We start from the raw sequence: 19,159 nt of genomic DNA, 5'->3' as shown, positions 1-19,159 counted from the left end.
GCCCAAAACCCAACCAAAAACAAACAACCAGCACACCACCACCCCACAAGGAGACGATGGCACACAAAATTGTCCATCAAAAAACCACAGACACCCCCCACCACACAACCGCGCAGCAGGAAACGCCATGATCACAAAAAACATGCGACCCCCACTCCAACCCTGACGGGGAAAAAGCATACGGAGGCCGCCACTTTCCAAACGCAACCATGATCCATGCCTGCACCACAACAACTCACACGATCACAACAACCGCGCGCATTATTTACAGTGGCACCCATTGCAGCAGGTACCACCCGGCACACACCCACCACACACCCCCCACCAGGGGGACATGCAGCCGATGAACGACACAACCAAAGTCACAAACAAAAGTACATTGGCACACTATTGAGTTCTCAAACAACACACGCACACCATCCACCCTCACCCTCACGGGTTAAGGCTTTTTAGCGGCTTGTTCTACTTTACTGTATCGGACTGACAGCGTCAAATCCAACCGGTGAAGTTCTTGTTCCGTTGCCGTCCCGGTAACCTCTCGGTAACCGTTCGTGGCGACGGGAATGACTATACGAACTCACCGACCAAAGAAGCAAATCGCCAGCTCAATGGCTAATTCTTCGCAGTATCCCCGGCATGACGGCGACCATGGCCACCATGACCGTCAACTCGACGAGCGTCTGGGTGACCACGACGACGGGAGCCAGGGTGCCGGGCATCGCCAGTGCGAAGGGCATGACCACCAGTGAGTTGCGGGTGACTCCGCTAAAGGTGGCCGCCACGCGGAGAGGCGCCGGCAGGCGCAGGGCAGCGCCGACTGCCGTCCCGGCCACGATCATCGCGAGCGCGAACGCGACGTAGACCGCGGCCGGCAGGGCCAGGCGCCGCCACTCCCCCGCCACGTCGCCCGCGTACCCCGACAGGACAACGAACAGGGTCGCCATCATGAGCGGGACCATGCCCGCGTTGCCGGCAGAGTCGACACACCGCGCCCACCGGTGCCGCGGCATCAGCCGCTGAACCAGGAAGGCGGCGCCGAGGGGCAGGACGATCAACAGGAGGAACGCCTCCGCGAAAGGTCCGACGGAGAGCACGTCGTCGGAACCCAGGAAGAAGCGCAGGAACAGCGGCAGCAGGAGAAGCTGCCCTCCCAGCAGGAGCGGGGTGGCCGCGAGCAGCTCGGCCCGGGCACCGCCGGCCAAGCCGGTGAACGCGATCGCGTAGTCGATGCAGGGGGCCAGGAGGACGAGGAGCACGGCGGCGTGGACGACGGCATCGTCACGCAGCGGGGCGGAGAGGACTCCCGCCACCACAGGCACAACTGCCCCGTTGAGCAGGGCGAGCGCCAGGAGGAAACGCGCGTTGACGCGCACCCGGGCCAGCGGGACCGAGAGGAACGTGAGAAACAGCAACGCCCCCAGCACCGGCGTGACCAGCACGCGGAGCGAAGGGGCGTCGATAAGCAGGCCGAGAACGATCGCCGCGAAGTAGAGGGCGATCTGGTGGCGGTCCAGCCGGGCGGCCATCTAGTGGTAGACGGCCAGCGGTCCGTTCGGCCCCTCGAGAACCTGGACCGGGGTGTTGAAGATGTCGGTGAGAATGTCGTCCCGCATCACTTCCCACGGCGTGCCGAACTCGACGATCTGCCCGGCTTTGACGGCGCAGATGTAGTCGGCGTACCGGGCGGCGAAGTTGATGTCGTGCAGCACCACGATGATGGTGCGGCCGAACTCGCGGGCGGCGGACTGCAGATGCTTCATCATCTGGACGGAGTGTGCGATGTCGAGGTTGTTGAGCGGCTCGTCGAGAAGCACGTAGTCCGTTTCCTGGGAAAGCACCATCGCCACGTACGCGCGCTGCCGTTGGCCGCCGGAAAGCTGATCCAGGTAGCGGTCCTCCAGGTCGGTGAGGTGGAGGAAGTCGATGTAGCGGGAGATGATCTCCTCGTCCTCCTTGGTCAGACGACCGTGGGAGTAAGGGAAGCGGCCGAAACCGACGAGCTGGCGGACCGTCAGCTTGGTGATGAAGTGGTTCTCCTGGCGCAGGATGGACAGGATCTTGGCCAGGTCCTTCGACTTGGTGGTGGTGATGTCGTACTGGGCGACCTTGATGTCGCCCGAGTCCATGCCGAGGAGTCGGCCGATCATGGTGAGCAGCGTCGACTTGCCGGCACCGTTGGGTCCGACGAGGGCGGTGATGCCGCCGGCCGGGATCTCCAGATTCACCGGACCGATGGCGACGTCGCTGTTGTACTCCTTGCGGACGTTGGTCAGAGTGATCACAGTCGGCCCTTTCTGAGGATGACGAAGAGGAACACGGAACCACCGACGAGCTCGATGATGATGGAGACGACTCCCTGCGCGTAGAAAATATGGTTCATGATGAAGTACGCGCCGGAGAGGACCACGAAGGCGATGGCCACGGCCATGGGGAACAGATAGCGGTGATCGTAGGTGTCGGCGAACTGGTAGGCAAGGGTCGCCACCAGGAAACCGAGGAACGTCATGGGCCCGACCAGGGCGGTCGACACAGCCATGAGCACCGAGATGAGGACGAGGCTGCCGATCGCCAGGGCCTTGTAGTTCAGTCCCAGGTTGGTGGCGGTGTCGCGGCCCAGGGACAGCACGTTCATGCGGCGCGAGTTGAGGTAGAGCAGAACCGCGGCGGTGAGGCACAGCGGGATGGCCACCGGGTAGTACCCGGGGTCAGCGTTGTTCACGGAGCCGAAGAGTCGGGCGGTGAGCACGTCGAAATCGCTCGGGGTGAGCATCCGCTGCATGAACGTGGACACCGAACCCAGGCCGCCGCCGATGATGATGCCCACGAGCAGCATCGCGTGCATGTTGGCGTGCCGGCCGGTGAGCAGCCACGAATAGAGGATGAGGGAGAGACCGATCATGAGGACCAGCTGCACCACGAAGGTCTCGAGGGTGCGCGCGCCGATCAGGCCGGCGGCGCCGAAGAAGTAGATCGTGGTGGTGTGGATCGCCGTGTACAGGGACTCGAAGCCCATGATCGACGGGGTGATGATTCGGTTGTTGGTCACGGTCTGGAAGGCGAGGGTGGCCACTGCCTGGCAGACGGCGACGATCGCCATGGCGATCACGGCGTCGGCCCGCCGCTCGGCGATGAGCCAGAAACCCTCTGAGCCGAAAGGCAGCGGGTTGTTCCAGGCCAGCAGGCCGAAGGCGAAGAGCAGCCCGAGGGTGAGCGTGGCGCCCAGGATGATCCAGTACTTCCGGGCGGCCCGCGCCGTCTGGAAGGCACCGGCGCTGCGGCTGGACTGCGGTTTGACGGCGTACCCGGGCCAGTGGTCCTCGGTGCGCTCGTAGCGCCGGGCCTCCGGGGTGGTCGCGTCGCGGAGGTAGTAGTCCACGTCCTCGGCGGGTGATTCGTCGACCATCCGGTCCACGTAGCGGTTCTTATCCACGGCGCTGCCTCACAATCAGGGTGACGAAGACGACGGCACCGACGATGCCGAGGATCACCGAGACCGGAATCTCGAAGGGCGCGATGATGGTGCGGCCGATGAGATCGCAGACGGTGACGATGCCGACGCCGAGCAGGACCACCCAGGGCAGGTTGGAGCGCAGGTCGTCGCCCCGGAACATCGAGACGATGTTGGGGACGATGAGACCGAGGAAGGGGAGGCTGCCCACGACGACGGTGACGATGCCCGTGGCGACGGCGATGAGCCCGGTGCCGATGAGCACCATCCGGTTGTAGTTGAGGCCGACGTTGGTGGCGATCTCCTCGCCGAGTCCCGCCACGGTGAGCCGGTCGGCGAAGAAGAACACCGCGATGACGACCAGGAGCACGATCCACAGCACCTCGTACTGTCCCTGCATCACGGAGGTGAAAGAGCCCGCGAACCACACTCCGAGACTCTGGAGCATGTCGGTCTGGAGCGCGAAGAAAGTGGAGACGGAGCTGACCACGGCGCCGAGCATGATGCCGATGATCGGCACGATGAGCGAGGACCGCAGGGAGACCCGGCGGAGGAAGAGGAAGAAGACCATGGTGCCGATGAAGGAGAACACCACGGCCCCCAGCATGCGCTCCAGGATGTTGGCGGCCGGGATGAAGTACATGACGAACAGCAGGCCCAACCCCGCCCACTCGGTGGTGCCGGTGGTGCTCGGCTCGACGAAACGGTTCTGGGTGAGCAGCTGCATCACCAGGCCGGACATCGCCATGGCGGCGCCGGCCAGCACCAGAGCCACGGTCCGGGGGATGCGGGTGATGGCGAACATCCGCCACCCGTCCTCGCCGTTGAGGATGTTGTACTGTCCGACAAAGAGGCTGACGGCGAGCAGGGCGAGCACGATGGCCAGGCCGAGTAGCAGCCGCCAATCGAAAAGCTGTGTCCGGGTCCGCGATTGTCGCGGCTCCACTGACTGTGTCGCGGTCATCGCCGCTCCTTCCCTGCCTGTTTTCTCCCAGTGTCTCAGGTGAGTCCTTCACGGCCTGAACCCGGGGCCGGGTCCCGCCTGTTCGGGGCTCAACCTGCCCGGGGAACTGGTGTTACTGGTTTTCTCCGGCGGCCTCGAAGGCGTCGGCGAGCTGGTTGAGAATCTCGGTGTAGGTGATGATCGACTCGTTGGTGTAGGTGTCCTCGGGGGCGAAGTCCACGCGGCCCTCCTTGATCGCGGACACGTTGGACAGCGCGGCGTTGTCCTCGATGACCGACTTCGCCGGGGTGTACTCGTCGGTGTCGCGGGTGCTGGTGCCACCGTCGCGGTCGAGAACGAGCAGCCAGTCCGGGTTGGACTCGGCGATGGCCTCGACGGAGATGTCGTCGCCCTGGTGATTGTCGCTGGACTCTGCCACCTCCAGGGCCGGAGTCAGGCCCACCAGATCGAAGATCGGGCCGTAGGTGCGGCCGACGGAGGGGGCGATGTAGCCGATTTCGCCGCCGGAGACGTTGATGGCCATGACGGTCTGCCCGGGGTTGTAGGCGGCCTTGGCGCGCTCGACGGCTGCATCGAAGTCGGCGATGAGCTGCCCCGCCTCGTCCTCCTTCTCGAAGATCTTGCCCAGCTCGGTCACCTGGCGCTTGAGCTCCTCGTCCAGCGGCTCGCCGTCGCGCGGCTCGAACTCGACGATGCTGGCCCCTGGATTGAGCTTGACGATGGCGTCGCGGTGCTGCGTGAAGCGCTGGCCGTTGACGATGAGGTCCGGCTGCGCGGCGGTGAGGATCTCCAGGTTGGGCTCGCGGTGGGTGCCCAGGTCCTGAATGGCCTCATCGTCCTTGTACTCCGGGACGGTGAAGGGGACGAGCTGCTTGGGAGCCGCCACGAGATCGATGCCCCACTCGTTGAGGATCTCGAAGGTCCGGTTGTCGGTGGAGGCGACCTTCTCCACCGGGAGTGCGATCTCCTGGGTGCCGAAGTTGTCCTCGACGGTCACGGTTCCGGATTCCGACGCCGCGGTGGCGGCGGATTCGCCGTTGGCGGAGGTGCTCTCCGCGTCCGAGCAGGCGGTGAGCAGCAGGCCGGCGGCCGCGACTGCGGCGATCAGGGAGTGACGGATTCGTGCCATGATGTCTTTCGTGTCCTTCGGTCGTGTAATGGGGGACCAGCGTCCTGGCGGGATTAGATTAGGGAACCCTAAGCGGAAACCGTACAAGCGGAGCCATAGTAAGGCAAGCCTATCTTCATGAATATCCTTCCCGCCTCGCTCCCCCACCCCGAAACCAGCAGGTAGAGAAAGTTTTCGCAGCTCGCTCCGGGAAGAATGCTTTGGCTCACCTTACCCAAAGAGCAGTGCCGAAAGACACAGCCTTCCTCAGATTTGCAATTCCCCCACCACTCCCCGACCCCCTGACCTTGCGCTTCGAACGGCAACCCCGGGCAAGATTCGGGACATTCCCTAGCCTGCCCGCCACCTCCGGACGGCGGGCGCACCGCCCCACTACCCGCCATCACATTGACTGCGCCCCACAGGCACAACAATGCCCCGGCCAGATCCTCTCAGATCTGGTCGGGGCATTGCCGGGACACAGGCCGCCGACTAGTTCTTCTTGCCCTGCGTGACCAATGCCAGGCCGATTGCCGTCATGAAGACGTCCTTCGCCAGACCGATACCCTCCTGGGACGGGCGGATGCCGTCGGCCTCGGTATTCTCCGGGTTGCGGAAGTACATGGAGAGCAGACCGCCGGAGAAGGCGGTGAGGGCGGCGCCGGCCACCTTGTTGGGGACGAAGGGGGCGAGCAGGGAGGCGCCGATGACGGTCTCGGCGTAGCCGAGCCAGGTGCCGAACTTGTCGGAGGGCAGCTTGGCCAGGGCCGGGATACCGGAGGCGGCGGCCTGCTGGACGCCGGCGGAGTACTCGGCGGGCATGCCGATCTTGCCCACGCCTGCGTTGGTGACGAAGGCGCCGGTCACGCCGCGGAGAATGGCATCAGAGATAAAGGACATTGGGTTCCCCTTTTCTTGTTGTTGACGCATCCACAACATAACCGAGCGATGGTGACACGTCAAGCACTGCGGTGTACATCACATCGACCAATACCGATAGCCAGTCCTCACAGATAGACTCGGGCTCATTGGTTCGCACTTCCCCCACAGAAAGAATATCGAATGGCCACCATCACCCTAGACCACGTGGACAAGCTGTACCCCAACGGCTACCACGCCATCACCGACGCCAACCTCGACATCCGTGACGGCGAGTTCGTCATCCTCGTCGGGCCGTCGGGATGCGGAAAGTCCACGCTGCTCAACATGATCGCCGGGCTCGAGGACATCACCGGCGGCGAGCTGCGTTTCGGCGACCAGGTCGTCAACGACCTCTCCGCCCGCGACCGCGACATCGCCATGGTCTTCCAGTCCTACGCCCTCTACCCGCACATGACGGTCCGCGAGAACATCGAGTTCCCGCTCAAGCTCTCCCGCATGCCCAAAAGCGAGATCCAGGACAAGGTCGCGGAGGTCTCCGCCTCCCTCGGCCTCGACGAGTACCTCGACCGCAAGCCCGCGCAGCTTTCGGGCGGTCAGCGCCAGCGCGTGGCCATGGGCCGCGCCATTGTCCGCCGTCCGAAGGTCTTCCTCATGGATGAGCCGCTGTCCAACCTCGACGCGAAGCTCCGCGTCCAGATGCGCGCCGAGATCGCCCGCCTCCAGCAGGACCTCGGTGTCACCACCGTCTACGTCACCCACGACCAGACCGAGGCCATGACCCTCGGCGACCGCGTCGTGGTCATGCGCAAGGGCGTCATCCAGCAGGCCGGCTCCCCCGACGAGCTCTACGCCTCCCCCACCAACCTCTTCGTGGCCAGCTTCATCGGCTCGCCGTCGATGAACTTCATGCCGGGTCGCCTGCGCGGAGACGTGGTTTCCACCGGTTTCGGTGACATCCACCTCCCGGAGTCGCTTGTCGACGCCGCCTCCCGCGCCACCTCCGAATCCGTCATCCTCGGCCTGCGTCCGGAGGCCTTCGAGGACGCCTACCTCGTCGCCCCGGAGAGGCGCGACCAGGGCATGACCATCTCCGCGAACCTCAGCCTCGTCGAGTCCACCGGTGCCGACCGCTTCGTCTACTTCTCCCCGCCGGAGGTGGAGAAGCCCACCGACGCCGCCCGCGACGCCGCCCGCGAGGCCGGCGTCGATGAGCTCGGCGGCGAGCTGGTCGCCCGCCTCACCAACGCCACCCGCGTGGCCGGCGGCGACACCATGGACCTGTGGTTCACGCCCGAGTCCCTGTACCTCTTCGACGGCGAGACCGGCGAGTCGCTGCGCACCGATGAGGTGCGTGCCCAGTGACCTCCCCCCGATTCTCCCGCCGCCGGTTCCTCGGCGCGGCCGGACTGCTCGTCGCGGGTGGAGCACTCACCGCCTGCGGCAGCGGTGGCGGTCAGGTCGCCGGCTCCGGTGCCCTCCTCGGCAGACCCCGCCCCCTGACCATCTGGGCCTCCCAGTACGAGGTCCCCGGCCTGGAGAAGGTCGCCGAGCGTTTCCAGGAGGACACGGGTGTGAGCATCCGCGTCATCCAGCGCAACTACAACGGCCAGATGCTCTCCGACTTCCTCACCCAGGTCCCCACCGGGGAAGGCCCCGACATCATCGTGGCCCCGCACGACGTGCTCGGCCAGGTGGTCAACAACGGTGCCGTATCCCCCGTCGACCTCATCGACCCGGAGGACAACTTCGTCGACATCGCCCTGCAGGCCGTCACGTACGACGGCCGCTACTACGGCGTGCCCTTCATCATCGAGAACGTCGCCCTCCTGCGGAACAACGCGATGACCGATCACACCCCGGAAACCTTCGACGATCTCCTCGCCGAAGGCCACCGGCTCATGGACGCCGGCGTCGCGAAGTATCCCTTCACCACCAGCCAGTCCGAGGCCTCCGGTGATCCGTACCACCTCTACCCCATCCAGTCCTCCTTCGGCGCCGAGGTCTTCGAGCGCGACGCCGACGGCGCCTACACCGCCGAACTGGGAATGGGCGGCGACGGGGGCCACGCCTTCGCCAATTACCTCGCCGAGATGGGGGCCAACCGCGATCTCATCGTCACGATGACCCCGGACATCTCCAAGCAGGCCTTCATCGACGGCGAATCCCCCTACTTCATCGCCGGCCCCTGGAACCTGTCGGACATTCAGGCCGCTGACATGGACATCGAGGTTCTCTCCGTGCCCTCAGCCGGTGGGCAGCCCGCGGTCCCGTTCGTCGGCGTGTCCTCCTTCATGATCAACGCCAACTCCTCCTCCCCGCTCGCGGCGAGGGACCTGGCGCTCAACTACCTGTCGCAGCCCGAGGTCCAGCTCGAGCTGTTCTCCAGCAACCAACGTCCCCCCGCCAATAAGGAGGCACTCGAGAGCATGGGGGACCCTGTGCTCGCCGAGTACGCCCGCATCGCCCAGGAGGACGGCGCCCCCATGCCGTCCATTCCGCAGATGGGCGCAGTGTGGAACTTCTGGGGCATCACACAGAACGGCATCGTCAACGGTGCCGGCGACCCCGAGCAACTGTGGGACACCATGATCACCAACATCGAGAGGGCGATTGAATCGTGACCACCACACTGGACTCCCGCCCCGTGGCGGATGAGGCGCCGGCCCCGCGGCGTCGTCAAGCAGGAGCCGGTCTGGCGATCAAGCTCCTCATCATGGCGGCCATCAACGCCTTCGGTTTCTACGGCATCGCCGCCTCCTGGCTCGCCGGGCAGTGGGGCATACTAGTCTTCCTTGTGGCGGGCCTCATCGGCGCGAACGTCATCTACTTCTGGAACGACCGCCGCGCCCGACCCTGGAAGTACCTCTACCCGGCAGCCGTCATGCTGCTCATCTTCCAGGTGTTCGTGGTGATCTACACCGCGGGCATCGCGTTCACCAACTACGGCGACGGGCACAACTCCACCAAGGACGACGCCATCACGGCGATCGAGCTCAAGTACGACGAGCCCGTTCCCGACGCCCCGGCCCGCCCCGTCACCGTCATCTCCGGCGATGACGGCCTCGGCCTCGCCGTGCTTGACGACGCCGACCGGGTCCTCGCCGCCACCACCGGCGAGGAACTGACCCCCGTCGAGGCCACCGTCGAGGACGGGCAGATCACCGCCGTCGACGGCTACGAGGTCCTCACCGCTGAGGACGCCATGGCCCGCCAGCAGGAGGTCCTCGACGTCCGTGTGCTGTCCCCCGACGAGGGCGACGTCGTGCGCACCAACGACGCGCGCACCGCCACCACCTACATCTCGACGATGCGTTACGACGAGGCGCAGGACGCCATGATCGCCGCCGACGGCACCGTCTACACGCCCAACGACACCGGCAGCTTCGCCTCCGAGTCCGGCGAGGAACTCCTCCCCGGCTGGCGCGTCAACGTCGGCCTGTCCAACTTCACGCAGGTCTTCGCCGACTCGACCTACGCCGGCCCCTTCATGAAGGTCACCGCCTGGACGTTCGTCTTCGCGTTCCTCTCCGTCGCCCTGACCTTCTTCGCCGGCCTGCTCATGGCGCTGCTGTTCAACGACCCGAACATGAAGTTCCGCGGCTTCTACCGCGCGCTGGTCATCATGCCGTACGCCTTCCCCGCCTTCCTGTCGATCCTCATCTGGGCCGGTCTGCTCAACACCGACTTCGGCTTCTTCAACCAGATCCTCTTCGGCGGCGCGGACATCAACTGGCTCGGCGACCCCTGGCTCGCCCGCTTCTCCGCCGTCATGGTCAACCTGTGGCTGGGCTTCCCCTACATGTTCCTCGTCACCACCGGTGCGCTGCAGTCCATCCCGGACGACGTGTACAAGGCCGCCAAGATCGACGGCGCCGGGGCGTGGACCACGTTCCGGAAGATCACCCTCCCGCTGCTCATGGTCGCCGTCGGCCCGCTGCTCGTGGCCAGCTTCGCGATGAACTTCAACAACTTCAACGTGATCTACCTGCTCACCGGTGGCGGACCCCGCGATCTCGACTCCCCCACCGGAGTCGGCGCGACGGACATCCTCATCAGCTTCGTCTACAAGATCGCGTTCGCCTCGGGTGAGAACCAGTACGGCGTCGCCTCCGCCATCTCCCTGATGATCTTCATCATGGTCGCGGTAGTCGCCGCCATCACCCTCATCCGCTCCAATTCCCTGAAGGAGATCGACTGATGTCCACACAGGTCACCGACACCGACTTCGAGGTCAACCGCCGCTCTCCCTGGCTGCAGTTCAAGCGGGGCGGATGGCGCCACATCGTGGCGTGGCTCATCATTGTCTACGCCCTGTTCCCCGTCCTCTACGTGGTCTCCGCGTCCCTGTCCTCCGAGGGCACCCTGACCGGATCCAACCAGCTCTTCCAGTCCATCGGACCGGAGAACTACCAGAACCTGCTCACCGACGAACAGCACCCCTACATGCGCTGGTTCATCAACTCGATGATCGTCTCCTCCGTGACGGCCATCGGCACCGTCCTCATGGGTGCCGCGGCGGCGTTCGCCTTCTCGCGCTACCGCTTCAAGGCCCGCCGCCCCGGCCTCATCGCCCTGCTCATCGTGCAGATGTTCCCGCAGCTGCTCGCCTTCGTCGCGATCTTCCTGCTCATGTTCTCCATCAAGTCCGTCTACCCCTGGCTGGGCCTGAACTCCCTGCCCGGACTGATCCTCATCTACCTCGGCGGCTCACTCGGCTCGAACACCTTCCTCATGTTCGGCTTCTTCAACACCGTGCCCACCGAGATCGACAAGGCCGCCGTCATCGACGGCGCCTCCCACGCCCAGGTCTACTGGCGCATCGTCCTGCCCCTGATCACCCCGTCCCTCGTGGTCGTCGGCATGCTCGCCTTCGTGGCCAGCTTCTCCGACTTCCTCATGGCGCAGATCGTCCTGCAGGATCCCCAGAAGTGGACCCTGGCCGTCGGCCTCTACCAGTTCGTCTCCGTCCAGTTCGGCGAGAACTGGGGCGTGTTCACCGCCGGCGCCGTCATCGCCGCCGCCCCCGTCGTGCTGCTGTTCATCATCCTGCAGCGCTACATCGTCTCCGGCATCACCGGTGCGGTGAAGGGATAGCCCGTCCGCTCCCGGTGCCGCACCCCTTGGGCACCGGGAGTAGTGGCACCACCCGCCGCGTCCCTGAGTGATCAGGGGCGCGGACTGCGCAAGAGTAGTGAAGATGGTCCGAATTCGGGCCCCGTAAACCCTGATCTTTACTACTCTTGCGCAGTCCGTGTGCCCGGTGCCGGTAATTAGACGCCCGTCAGGCGCTCAAGCGCCCGGTAATCCGGATCCGCCTGGCGACCGGGGTTGAGCACGGGCAGCGATTCCCCATCCACCACACCTTCACCCGCCAGGAACAGGTACAGGAACGGGTCCCACCCGTTGCGAGTGAGTGCCTCCCGCACCGCCGGGGCACCGAGGGCCTCCACCAGAGCCTGGCGGAGCAGCGGGCCGAAGCTGGCCCAGCCCTCCTCCGGCCAGGCCGACGCGAGATCATTGGTGCTGTTGCTGGCAGCATCCAGGCGCTCGTTGCTGATCTCCTCCCCGGATTCCTCCGGGCTCCACTGGCCATAGACCTCTTCGATCGGGGCGTCCGGGTCATCCGTGTCCCCGGCGAACACCACACCCAGGTACGGCACCAGGTGGTCATCGGCGGGGCACAGCGCCAGCCCCGTGACCTTTTGCCCGTCGAATGTCCCGGCGTGGGCGTCCACCACATCGGCGATGGACGCGGCAAACTCCCGGGACAGATCCTCGAAAGGCTTCTGCATGTCCAGAACTTAACACCGCAACCGACGTTGCGCCGGGGAAGCCCGAGCCCTCTGGGCCCGGGCTTTTTGATGAATGCCAGGCCTCCATCGAATCGGGTTTCCCCGCCGCTGAGGGCTTTCCGGGCGCCGCGGCGATGCTGCTTGCCGACGACACCGTGCTGGTCGGCACCGCCCCCGAGGTCCTCAACGCCGGTGTGGAGTTGTGCCATGAGACCGAGCCTTTCTGCGCCGCCTACCGCATGGGCCAGCGCCTCGTGGCGTCAATCTGCCTGGCTCGGCACCCTGACGGCCGGTACCTGGTTCTCAACCCCTGCGGGGTCTGCCGGGAGCGTCTCGCGATCCACGGTCCGGGCGTCATGGTCGCCGTGGCACACCCGGACGATCCCACGACCCCGACGTGGAAGAGGCTCAAGGACGTTCACCTCGACTACTGGGTGACACCGGCAGTGTAAAAGAGGAAAACCCCAGACCAGTGATGGTCTGGGGTTTCCCTCTTCGGTGGAGCTGCCGGGAACTCACCTCAAAGCAGTAACGACGCAGGTAAAACCATGTGGAAGTAGCCCAATTCCCCACCGCGTGCAATACACGTGCAATAAAGGCTAAGGGGGCACCCGCCATGAGTGCCGCCCCACCCAACCCGTACCCCGGCGCGCCGGGTTATGGCCCCGCCGTGGGTGATCCGGGGTGGTGAACAATCCCATCGGCTAGTCCTCCCCTTTGAGTTCGTCGGCGGTGTAGTCGATGAAGTCCTCATCCCGACCCCTCCCGGAGCCACGCTCCAGTGCCCCGGCCACCACATCCACCGCCCATCCACCGCCCTCGACGGTCTTTCCACGGGCCGCGGCGACGAGGTCCCGCACCGCAGCGTCCAAGTCGAGATCAGCGGCCGGGTACTCGATCCGGGTCGGGGCATCAAGACCTAATAGACGGCACCGTCGCTCGATGATCTTCAACACGCGATCCACGGCGTGAAGATCCCCGGCGATCGCGTCATCCCACACGGCGCGCTGGAGGTTGTCGAGGCGGTCGGCTTCCTGCTGACGCAACAGGTCCGCCTCCTCCTTCGGGATGTCACGGACGGCGGTCTGGATGTCGTTCCATGCGGTGTAGACGCTCACTCCGAGCCTATCGGCTACTTCCCTCAGGGTCAGGCCTTCCCGGCGAAGATGCACGGCCTGGGCGCGGCGGTCGGCACGCTGGATCGCGGTGGCGGCGGTCTGGTTGTTCACGGTGGCCTCCAGGGGTTTTGGGTCCGTGTGTTTGGTGTTTCCATCTAACGGTCAGCGTAGGGGACGGGGGTGCCATCTCCTCGTTCCGACCGGTGACCGGGGCGGCCTGGGCGCGCCGGGCTCGGATGGGTCGTGGACCAGTACCCCGACCGTCAGCTCATTGCACTGCCCGAAGGCTCGGACCGGTTCTGGGAATCGCTGGGATGGACATGTGTCAGCACCCCAGAACACCATCGGCCGATGTACGTGTCCCCGCTCGAGTAACAGCACGCATTTCAATACCCGGCTATGTCTCAAATATGTTACAATTTGCCATTTACCTGTAGCTTCACGCAGAACTGGGAGACGGTATGAGTCCGACAACGGTGGCAGACCAGACAACAGCACTACACAAACAACTTGAGACTATCGCGGACGAGGTTCGCGGTCAGGTCGATGGCTGGGATCTCAAGGGCTACGTCCTGGGCATCCTTTTCTACCGCTACATCTCCGAGCGCATCACGGACTACATCAACGACAACCAGGCCCAGGCCGGCGAGACCGGCTTCGACTACGTCACCATGGATGACGATGCCGCCGAATTCGCTCGCGAGCCCCTCGTCCAGGAGCTCGGCTACTTCATCCCGCCGAGCAAGCTCTTCGAGAACTTGGTCGACTACGATCGCCCGAAGGACGAACAGAATCCCAACCTCAACGTCGATCTCGCCAACATCTTCGCCGGCATCGAGGCATCGACTGTCGGCACAGGCAGCGAGGAGGACTTCGAGGGCCTCTTTAGCGACATCGACACCAACTCACCCAAGTTGGGACGCGACACAACGGACCGTGTCGCCAGCCTCCGTGGGCTCATGAAGAACATCTCCAAGCTGGACCTCGGCCGCTTCGGGGAATCCGAGATTGACCAGTTCGGCGACATCTACGAGTACCTCATGGGAATGTTCGCCTCCGACGCGGGCCGCTCCGGCGGCGAGTACTTCACACCACCCGAGGTGTCTAACGTCGTCGCCCGCCTCACCATGATCGGTCGTGACACCGTTGAGCGCGTCTACGACCCAGCCTGCGGCTCCGGTTCCCTCCTGCTCAAATTCGCCAAGCTCGCGGACAATAAGGACGTGTCCTACTTCGGCCAGGAGCTCAACCTGACGACATACAACCTCGCCCGCATGAACATGATCCTGCACGGAATCGGCTACGAACGCTTTGACATCTACAACGGCAACACGCTGACCAAGCCCTACCACTGGGACGAGCAGCCCTTCGACGCCATTGTTTCCAACCCGCCGTACTCGACGTCATGGCCAGGCAACTCGGATCCGGTGCTCATTAACGATCCCCGGTTCTCCCCGGCCGGTGAGCTGGCCCCCAGAGCCAACTCCGACCTCGCCTTTGTCATGCACATCCTGCACTGGCTCAAGGACACCGGCGCTGCCGCCATCGTCTCCTACCCGGGCGTGCTCCACCGCATCAATAGCAAGGGTGAGATCGCGATTCGCACGTACCTGATCGACTCAGGCGTCGTCGATGCCGTCATCCAGCTGCCGCCGAACCTTTTCTACGGCGTCACCATCAGGACGGCCATTCTGGTGCTCAAGAAGTCTAAGCCAGACAACACCGTGGTGTTTGTCGACGCCAGCGACAGGTGCGAGAAGGTTGGAGCCAAGAACCGCCTCAGCAAAGCGAACCAGGACAGCATCGTCAAGGCCGTCGTCAACCGCGCTGACGTGGACCACTTCGTCCGAGTAGTCGACAACGAAGAAATCATTGCTAACGACTACAATCTGTCGGTGTCAACCTACGTGAAAAGGGAAGACACCCGCGAGGCCCTCGACATCGATGCCGTCAACGCCGAGCTCGCGGATCTGGAGATCGTGCAGGCCGACTTGCGCGAGCGCATCAACGCGTTCATCCAGGGCGAGGAGGCAACTATCAATGAGTAAGTATGACTCTTACCCGGTGCCAGCTATCAGAGAATTACTCGAAGAACGTTGTCTAGAAGGGGTGCCTACGGTTCCTCTACTGGAACTACTTAAGCACGTCCAGCCCGGAAGATACCAGGTGAAGTCCGCAGCCTATGATCCTTCAGCACCCACCCCAGTGCTTAGCCCCGGAAAAGGATTCCTCCTCGGCTACACCAACGAAACCGATGGGATATTCGACGCTTCGTCTAGCAATCCCACGATCATCTTCGATGACTTCACCACAAACTTCCATTGGGTTGATTTCCCGTTCAAGGTTAAGTCGTCGGCAATGAAGATGCTCTTACCCCAAACTGACGATGTCAACCTCCGCTATGTCTATTGGGTAATGCAAACAATCCCCTATCAGCCAACCCAACACCAACGTCAATGGATACAGACGTACTCTCACTTCGAGGTCCCACTCCCGCATCCCGATGTCCAGGAACAGATTGTCGCCATTCTCGACATGTTCACCGACTACACCACCAATCTGCGCCGCGAGCTCGACCTGCGCCTCCAGCAGCTCGAATACTATCGAGACCAGCTACTGACCTTCCCCGTAGCCGAGTAGCCGACCAGAGGTGCCGAGACCATGAACAGCACGCCGTCCCAGCAGCCCCGCCAGGCGACCGACAACGTCGCTGAGTCTGACTACAGCACCGTCCTCGCGGAGTACGAGGCTGACCAATCACGGCCGAGGCCCACGGGCAAGCAGTCCGAGGCCGAGCTGGAGGCGCTGTTCATGGATTCGCTAACCCAGGTCGGCTACACCAAAGCCACCATCCGCAGCGAGGCGGAACTGCTCGACAACCTCAAGGCCCAGCTGGAGGCGCTCAACCACACCGTCTACACCGCCGACGAATGGACTCAGATCTTCCACGTCCACCTCGCCAACCCGACGATGACCCAGGCCAAGCGGACCGCCCTTATCCAGCAGGACGACCCCGTGGTGACTATCACCCGCGACGACGACACGCAGGTCAACGTCAAACTCATCGACAAGCGCAACCTCATGTCCAACCGGTTGCAGGTGACCAACCAGTACCGGACCACCACCGCAGACAACAGGAATCAGCGATATGACGTCACGGTGCTGGTCAACGGCCTGCCGATGGTCCACATCGAGCTTAAACGTCGCGGCGTGAGCCTCAAAGAGGCCTTCACGCAGATCAGCCGCTACCAGCAGTCCTTCCAGGCAGGCACCAAGCTCTTTGGCTACGCGCAACTGTTTGTCATCTCCAATGGCACTGACACACGGTACTACTCCAACACCACCCGTGACCTGGCCGTGCGCGCCAACAGCGCCTCTGCAAAGACTCGCTCCCAGCAAGCGGACAAATCCTTCGCGTTCACGTCCTACTGGGCCGACGCCAGGAACCGGGTCATTCTCGACCTCCTCGACTTCTCACAGACCTTCATGGTCAAGGCCACGCTCCTGCGCATCCTGACCCGTTACTGCATCTTTGACACGAGCGAGAACCTGCTGGTCATGCGGCCCTATCAGATTGCCGCCACCGAGCGCATCCTTGACAGGATCCGTGCCACCAGCAACACCAAGCTCCTCGGCACCACCGACGCCGGCGGCTACATCTGGCACACGACCGGCTCAGGCAAGACGCTGACCAGCTTCAAAGCCGCGCTGCTCGCCGCCGACCTGCCCGGCATCGAGAAGGTCATCTTCGCCGTCGACCGCCAGGACCTCGACTACCAGACCATCAAGGAATACGAACGCTTCCAGAAGGGTTCCGTCTCCTCCAACACCTCCACGAAGATCCTGGGTGAGCAGCTGGAAGACGAGGATGAGAAGTCCAAGATCATCGTCACAACCATCCAGAAGCTAAACACCTACATCTCCGGCAAGACGAAGAACGCCCGCTACCCCGGCCACGTAGTGCTGATCTTCGACGAGTGCCACCGCTCACAGTTCGGGTCCATGCACGAATCCATCGCCCGGTACTTCAAGCGGCGCCACAGCTTCGGCTTCACCGGCACCCCCATCTTCAAGGAGATCGCCCGCAAGGACGTCTCTGGCCGCGTCTTCACCACCGACTACGTCTTCGGCCAACGTCTGCACACGTACACCATCGTCGACGCCATTAGGGACCGTAACGTCCTCAAGTTCAAGATCGACGCGCACTCGACGATGCACGAGGAGGTCCAGAACAACCCCGAGATCAAGTCCATCGACCGCGAGAGCGCACTGCTGGCGCCCGAGCGGATTACGCTCGTCACGAAGCACATCCTCGACAACTTCGCCCGCTACACCAAGCGCGGCAAGAGCTATGTCCACAACTTGAGCTTCCGTGACCTCGCCACGGGCGAGACGACCCGCGAAAGCCGTCGCGTCGACGGCTTCAACGCGCTGCTAGCGACCGCCAGTATCCCCGCTGCTCGCGCCTACTACCACGAGTTTGCCAAGCAGCAGGAGGAACTGGTCAACCCTATTAAGGTGGGCGTGATCTATTCTCAGACTCAGCGCCAAGAGACCGTGGACACCGCAGCCGGCGCGATCGAGGACGACAGCTTCGACGTCGACTCCATGAACGCTGACGACCGCGCCGACTTTGCCGCCGCAGTCGCCGACTACAACGCCATGTTCGGCTCGTCTTTCCAGGCTACAACCAGCGGCTACGACAACTACTACAAGAACCTCTCCGAACGCATCCGCAACCGTGAGATCGACCTCGTCATCGTCGTCAACATCTTCCTCACCGGCTTCGACGCCCCGGCCCTCAATACCCTGTTCGTCGACAAGAATCTCCGCGACCATGGCCTCATCCAGGCGTTCTCGCGCACTAACCGCATCCTCAACCCCATCAAGGACGCGGGCATGATCGTCACCTACCGCGACCTATCCGAGCAGACAGACGCGGCACTGACGATGTTCGGCGACGGTGACGTCGCTACCAATGTCTCCGTCGTCCGCCCCTACAAGGAGCTGCTGGCCGAGTACCTGACATATCTGGATCAGCTGCAGGCCATCGCGGCACCGGGAGCGTCCGTCTACGGCGAGGCAGCCGAGCAGCTGTTCGTCGAGACCTTCTCCGCGCTTCTGCGCCACCACAACGTCCTGACGTCCTTTGAAGCCTTCGACGAGGACAACCCGCTGGACGAGTACGACTTCGCCGACTACATCTCCCGCTACCTGGAGATCCGTGACCGTCGCAGGGAGGAGCGCGAGGCCGAGTCCGGCGACGGCGGCGAGACCGACGTCGACATCTCCGCGGACCTTGAGTTCGAGATCGAGCTGGTCCGACACATCGCCGTGACCCTCGACTACATCAACGCGCTCATCGAGAAGGAACGTGGACGCGACGGCGAGATCGACGACGATGAGCAGCAAGAAGTCCGCCGACTCATCGATGCATCGCCGCACCTGCGCCCTAAGCGCGATCTGATCCTCGAGTTCCTCGACCAGGTCAACGGCACCGGATACGACGATAGCCTGGTCGACTATCTGCATGAGAAGGCCGAGGGCGAGATCCGCGCCATGGTCGCAGCCCACCGGCTCAAAACCCCGAACGCCCATGGGTTCGTCGCCAAGTGCTTTCAGATCGGCACCGTCGATGCTGAGGGCACTGCTCTAGCCGAGCTCCTGCCGAAGATGAGCCTCTTCTCCCCGGGCAACGACCGTCAGGCGGCCAAGCAGGACGTTGCCGATGCCATCGACGGGCTCATCCAGCGCTTCGGCGACGTCATCAACCCCGACGCGCTCCGCGCCATGAGGTAACCATATCCACCAGCAGCGTACACCTGCGCAAAATCGGCGAGACAGTCA

General features: G+C 63.7%; 16 protein-coding genes. 8 read left to right on the top strand and 8 right to left on the bottom strand.

Features of this window, described 5'->3' with window-relative positions; translation table 11 throughout:
- Window positions 1-605: 605 nt before the first annotated feature.
- From B840_RS03055 to B840_RS03030, 6 genes are all read right to left on the bottom strand, one after another.
- Entirely contained in the window at window positions 606-1,526 is a 921-nt protein-coding gene (locus tag B840_RS03055; protein ID WP_042620912.1) for an arsenic resistance protein, read from the bottom strand.
- A complete protein-coding gene (locus B840_RS03050) occupies window positions 1,527-2,282 on the bottom strand; it encodes an iron ABC transporter ATP-binding protein (RefSeq protein WP_042620911.1) in 756 nt (251 codons plus the stop codon). It abuts the gene before it with no gap.
- Window positions 2,279-3,430 carry an iron chelate uptake ABC transporter family permease subunit gene (locus tag B840_RS03045; RefSeq protein WP_042620910.1) on the bottom strand — a complete coding sequence of 384 codons (1,152 nt, stop codon included), beginning with the start codon at window positions 3,428-3,430 and terminating at the stop codon, window positions 2,279-2,281. Before B840_RS03045 ends, B840_RS03050 begins: the two co-directional genes overlap by 4 nt.
- Window positions 3,423-4,412 carry an ABC transporter permease gene (locus tag B840_RS03040; protein ID WP_042620909.1) on the bottom strand — a complete coding sequence of 330 codons (990 nt, stop codon included), beginning with the start codon at window positions 4,410-4,412 and terminating at the stop codon, window positions 3,423-3,425. The genes B840_RS03045 and B840_RS03040 overlap by 8 nt, the downstream gene beginning before the upstream one ends.
- Before the next feature lie 112 nt (window positions 4,413-4,524).
- Window positions 4,525-5,541 carry a siderophore ABC transporter substrate-binding protein gene (locus B840_RS03035; protein WP_042620908.1) on the bottom strand — a complete coding sequence of 339 codons (1,017 nt, stop codon included), beginning with the start codon at window positions 5,539-5,541 and terminating at the stop codon, window positions 4,525-4,527.
- 471 nt (window positions 5,542-6,012) lie between these two features.
- The gene (locus tag B840_RS03030; RefSeq protein WP_042620907.1) at window positions 6,013-6,420 is read right to left on the bottom strand and encodes a hypothetical protein; all 408 of its coding nucleotides are present in this window, start codon (window positions 6,418-6,420) and stop codon (window positions 6,013-6,015) included.
- Window positions 6,421-6,582: 162 nt separating this feature from the next.
- Here B840_RS03030 and B840_RS03025 point away from each other — a divergent pair, with 162 nt between their 5' ends.
- From B840_RS03025 to B840_RS03010, 4 genes are read left to right on the top strand one after another with little or no spacing between them, the layout of a single operon-like run.
- Window positions 6,583-7,764, top strand: a complete 1,182-nt coding sequence (locus tag B840_RS03025) for an ABC transporter ATP-binding protein (RefSeq protein WP_042620906.1) — start codon at window positions 6,583-6,585, stop codon at window positions 7,762-7,764.
- The gene (locus B840_RS03020; RefSeq protein WP_042620905.1) at window positions 7,761-9,023 is read left to right on the top strand and encodes a sugar ABC transporter substrate-binding protein; all 1,263 of its coding nucleotides are present in this window, start codon (window positions 7,761-7,763) and stop codon (window positions 9,021-9,023) included. The genes B840_RS03025 and B840_RS03020 overlap by 4 nt, the downstream gene beginning before the upstream one ends.
- Window positions 9,020-10,600 (top strand): ABC transporter permease subunit, encoded by a 1,581-nt coding sequence (locus tag B840_RS03015; protein WP_042620904.1) that lies wholly within the window; start codon window positions 9,020-9,022, stop codon window positions 10,598-10,600. Before B840_RS03020 ends, B840_RS03015 begins: the two co-directional genes overlap by 4 nt.
- On the top strand, window positions 10,600-11,496 hold the full coding sequence (locus B840_RS03010; protein WP_003858042.1) for a sugar ABC transporter permease: 897 nt from the start codon (window positions 10,600-10,602) through the stop codon (window positions 11,494-11,496). Before B840_RS03015 ends, B840_RS03010 begins: the two co-directional genes overlap by 1 nt.
- A gap of 176 nt (window positions 11,497-11,672) precedes the next feature.
- On the opposite strand, the gene B840_RS13775 is transcribed toward B840_RS03010, so the two are convergent.
- Window positions 11,673-12,194 (bottom strand): hypothetical protein, encoded by a 522-nt coding sequence (locus B840_RS13775; protein WP_042620903.1) that lies wholly within the window; start codon window positions 12,192-12,194, stop codon window positions 11,673-11,675.
- On the opposite strand from B840_RS13775, the gene B840_RS03000 reads away from it, so the two are divergent.
- Window positions 12,116-12,646: a cytidine deaminase gene (locus B840_RS03000; RefSeq protein ID WP_229676544.1), complete on the top strand. Its 531-nt coding sequence runs from the start codon at window positions 12,116-12,118 to the stop codon at window positions 12,644-12,646. The genes B840_RS13775 and B840_RS03000 overlap by 79 nt on opposite strands.
- A gap of 252 nt (window positions 12,647-12,898) precedes the next feature.
- On the opposite strand, the gene B840_RS02995 is transcribed toward B840_RS03000, so the two are convergent.
- Window positions 12,899-13,423 (bottom strand): helix-turn-helix domain-containing protein, encoded by a 525-nt coding sequence (locus tag B840_RS02995; RefSeq protein ID WP_042620901.1) that lies wholly within the window; start codon window positions 13,421-13,423, stop codon window positions 12,899-12,901.
- Between the two features lie 350 nt (window positions 13,424-13,773).
- Between B840_RS02995 and B840_RS02990 the strand changes: the two genes are divergently transcribed.
- From B840_RS02990 to B840_RS02980, 3 genes are read left to right on the top strand one after another with little or no spacing between them, the layout of a single operon-like run.
- A complete protein-coding gene (locus B840_RS02990; protein WP_042620900.1) occupies window positions 13,774-15,360 on the top strand; it encodes a type I restriction-modification system subunit M in 1,587 nt (528 codons plus the stop codon).
- Window positions 15,353-15,952 (top strand): restriction endonuclease subunit S, encoded by a 600-nt coding sequence (locus B840_RS02985; RefSeq protein WP_156971823.1) that lies wholly within the window; start codon window positions 15,353-15,355, stop codon window positions 15,950-15,952. The genes B840_RS02990 and B840_RS02985 overlap by 8 nt, the downstream gene beginning before the upstream one ends.
- A gap of 21 nt (window positions 15,953-15,973) precedes the next feature.
- Window positions 15,974-19,111, top strand: a complete 3,138-nt coding sequence (locus B840_RS02980) for a type I restriction endonuclease subunit R (RefSeq protein WP_042620899.1) — start codon at window positions 15,974-15,976, stop codon at window positions 19,109-19,111.
- Window positions 19,112-19,159: the final 48 nt, after the last annotated feature.

This window comes from Corynebacterium marinum DSM 44953 (assembly GCF_000835165.1).
Lineage (GTDB): Bacteria > Actinomycetota > Actinomycetes > Mycobacteriales > Mycobacteriaceae > Corynebacterium > Corynebacterium marinum.
This window is presented reverse-complemented; position numbering and strand designations above follow the sequence as displayed.

Excerpts from the sequence above, each read along its gene's own strand:
- B840_RS03000 (WP_229676544.1), top strand. The coding sequence starts at position 12,116 with ATGTCCCGGCGTGGGCGTCCACCACATCGGCGATGGACGCGGCAAACT.
- B840_RS03025 (WP_042620906.1), top strand. The coding sequence starts at position 6,583 with ATGGCCACCATCACCCTAGACCACGTGGACAAGCTGTACCCCAACGGC.
- B840_RS13775 (WP_042620903.1), bottom strand. The coding sequence starts at position 12,194 with ATGCAGAAGCCTTTCGAGGATCTGTCCCGGGAGTTTGCCGCGTCCATC.
- B840_RS03010 (WP_003858042.1), top strand. The coding sequence starts at position 10,600 with ATGTCCACACAGGTCACCGACACCGACTTCGAGGTCAACCGCCGCTCT.
- B840_RS02990 (WP_042620900.1), top strand. The coding sequence starts at position 13,774 with ATGAGTCCGACAACGGTGGCAGACCAGACAACAGCACTACACAAACAA.
- B840_RS03030 (WP_042620907.1), bottom strand. The coding sequence starts at position 6,420 with ATGTCCTTTATCTCTGATGCCATTCTCCGCGGCGTGACCGGCGCCTTC.
- B840_RS02985 (WP_156971823.1), top strand. The coding sequence starts at position 15,353 with ATGAGTAAGTATGACTCTTACCCGGTGCCAGCTATCAGAGAATTACTC.
- B840_RS02980 (WP_042620899.1), top strand. The coding sequence starts at position 15,974 with ATGAACAGCACGCCGTCCCAGCAGCCCCGCCAGGCGACCGACAACGTC.
- B840_RS03035 (WP_042620908.1), bottom strand. The coding sequence starts at position 5,541 with ATGGCACGAATCCGTCACTCCCTGATCGCCGCAGTCGCGGCCGCCGGC.
- B840_RS03055 (WP_042620912.1), bottom strand. The coding sequence starts at position 1,526 with ATGGCCGCCCGGCTGGACCGCCACCAGATCGCCCTCTACTTCGCGGCG.
- B840_RS03040 (WP_042620909.1), bottom strand. The coding sequence starts at position 4,412 with ATGACCGCGACACAGTCAGTGGAGCCGCGACAATCGCGGACCCGGACA.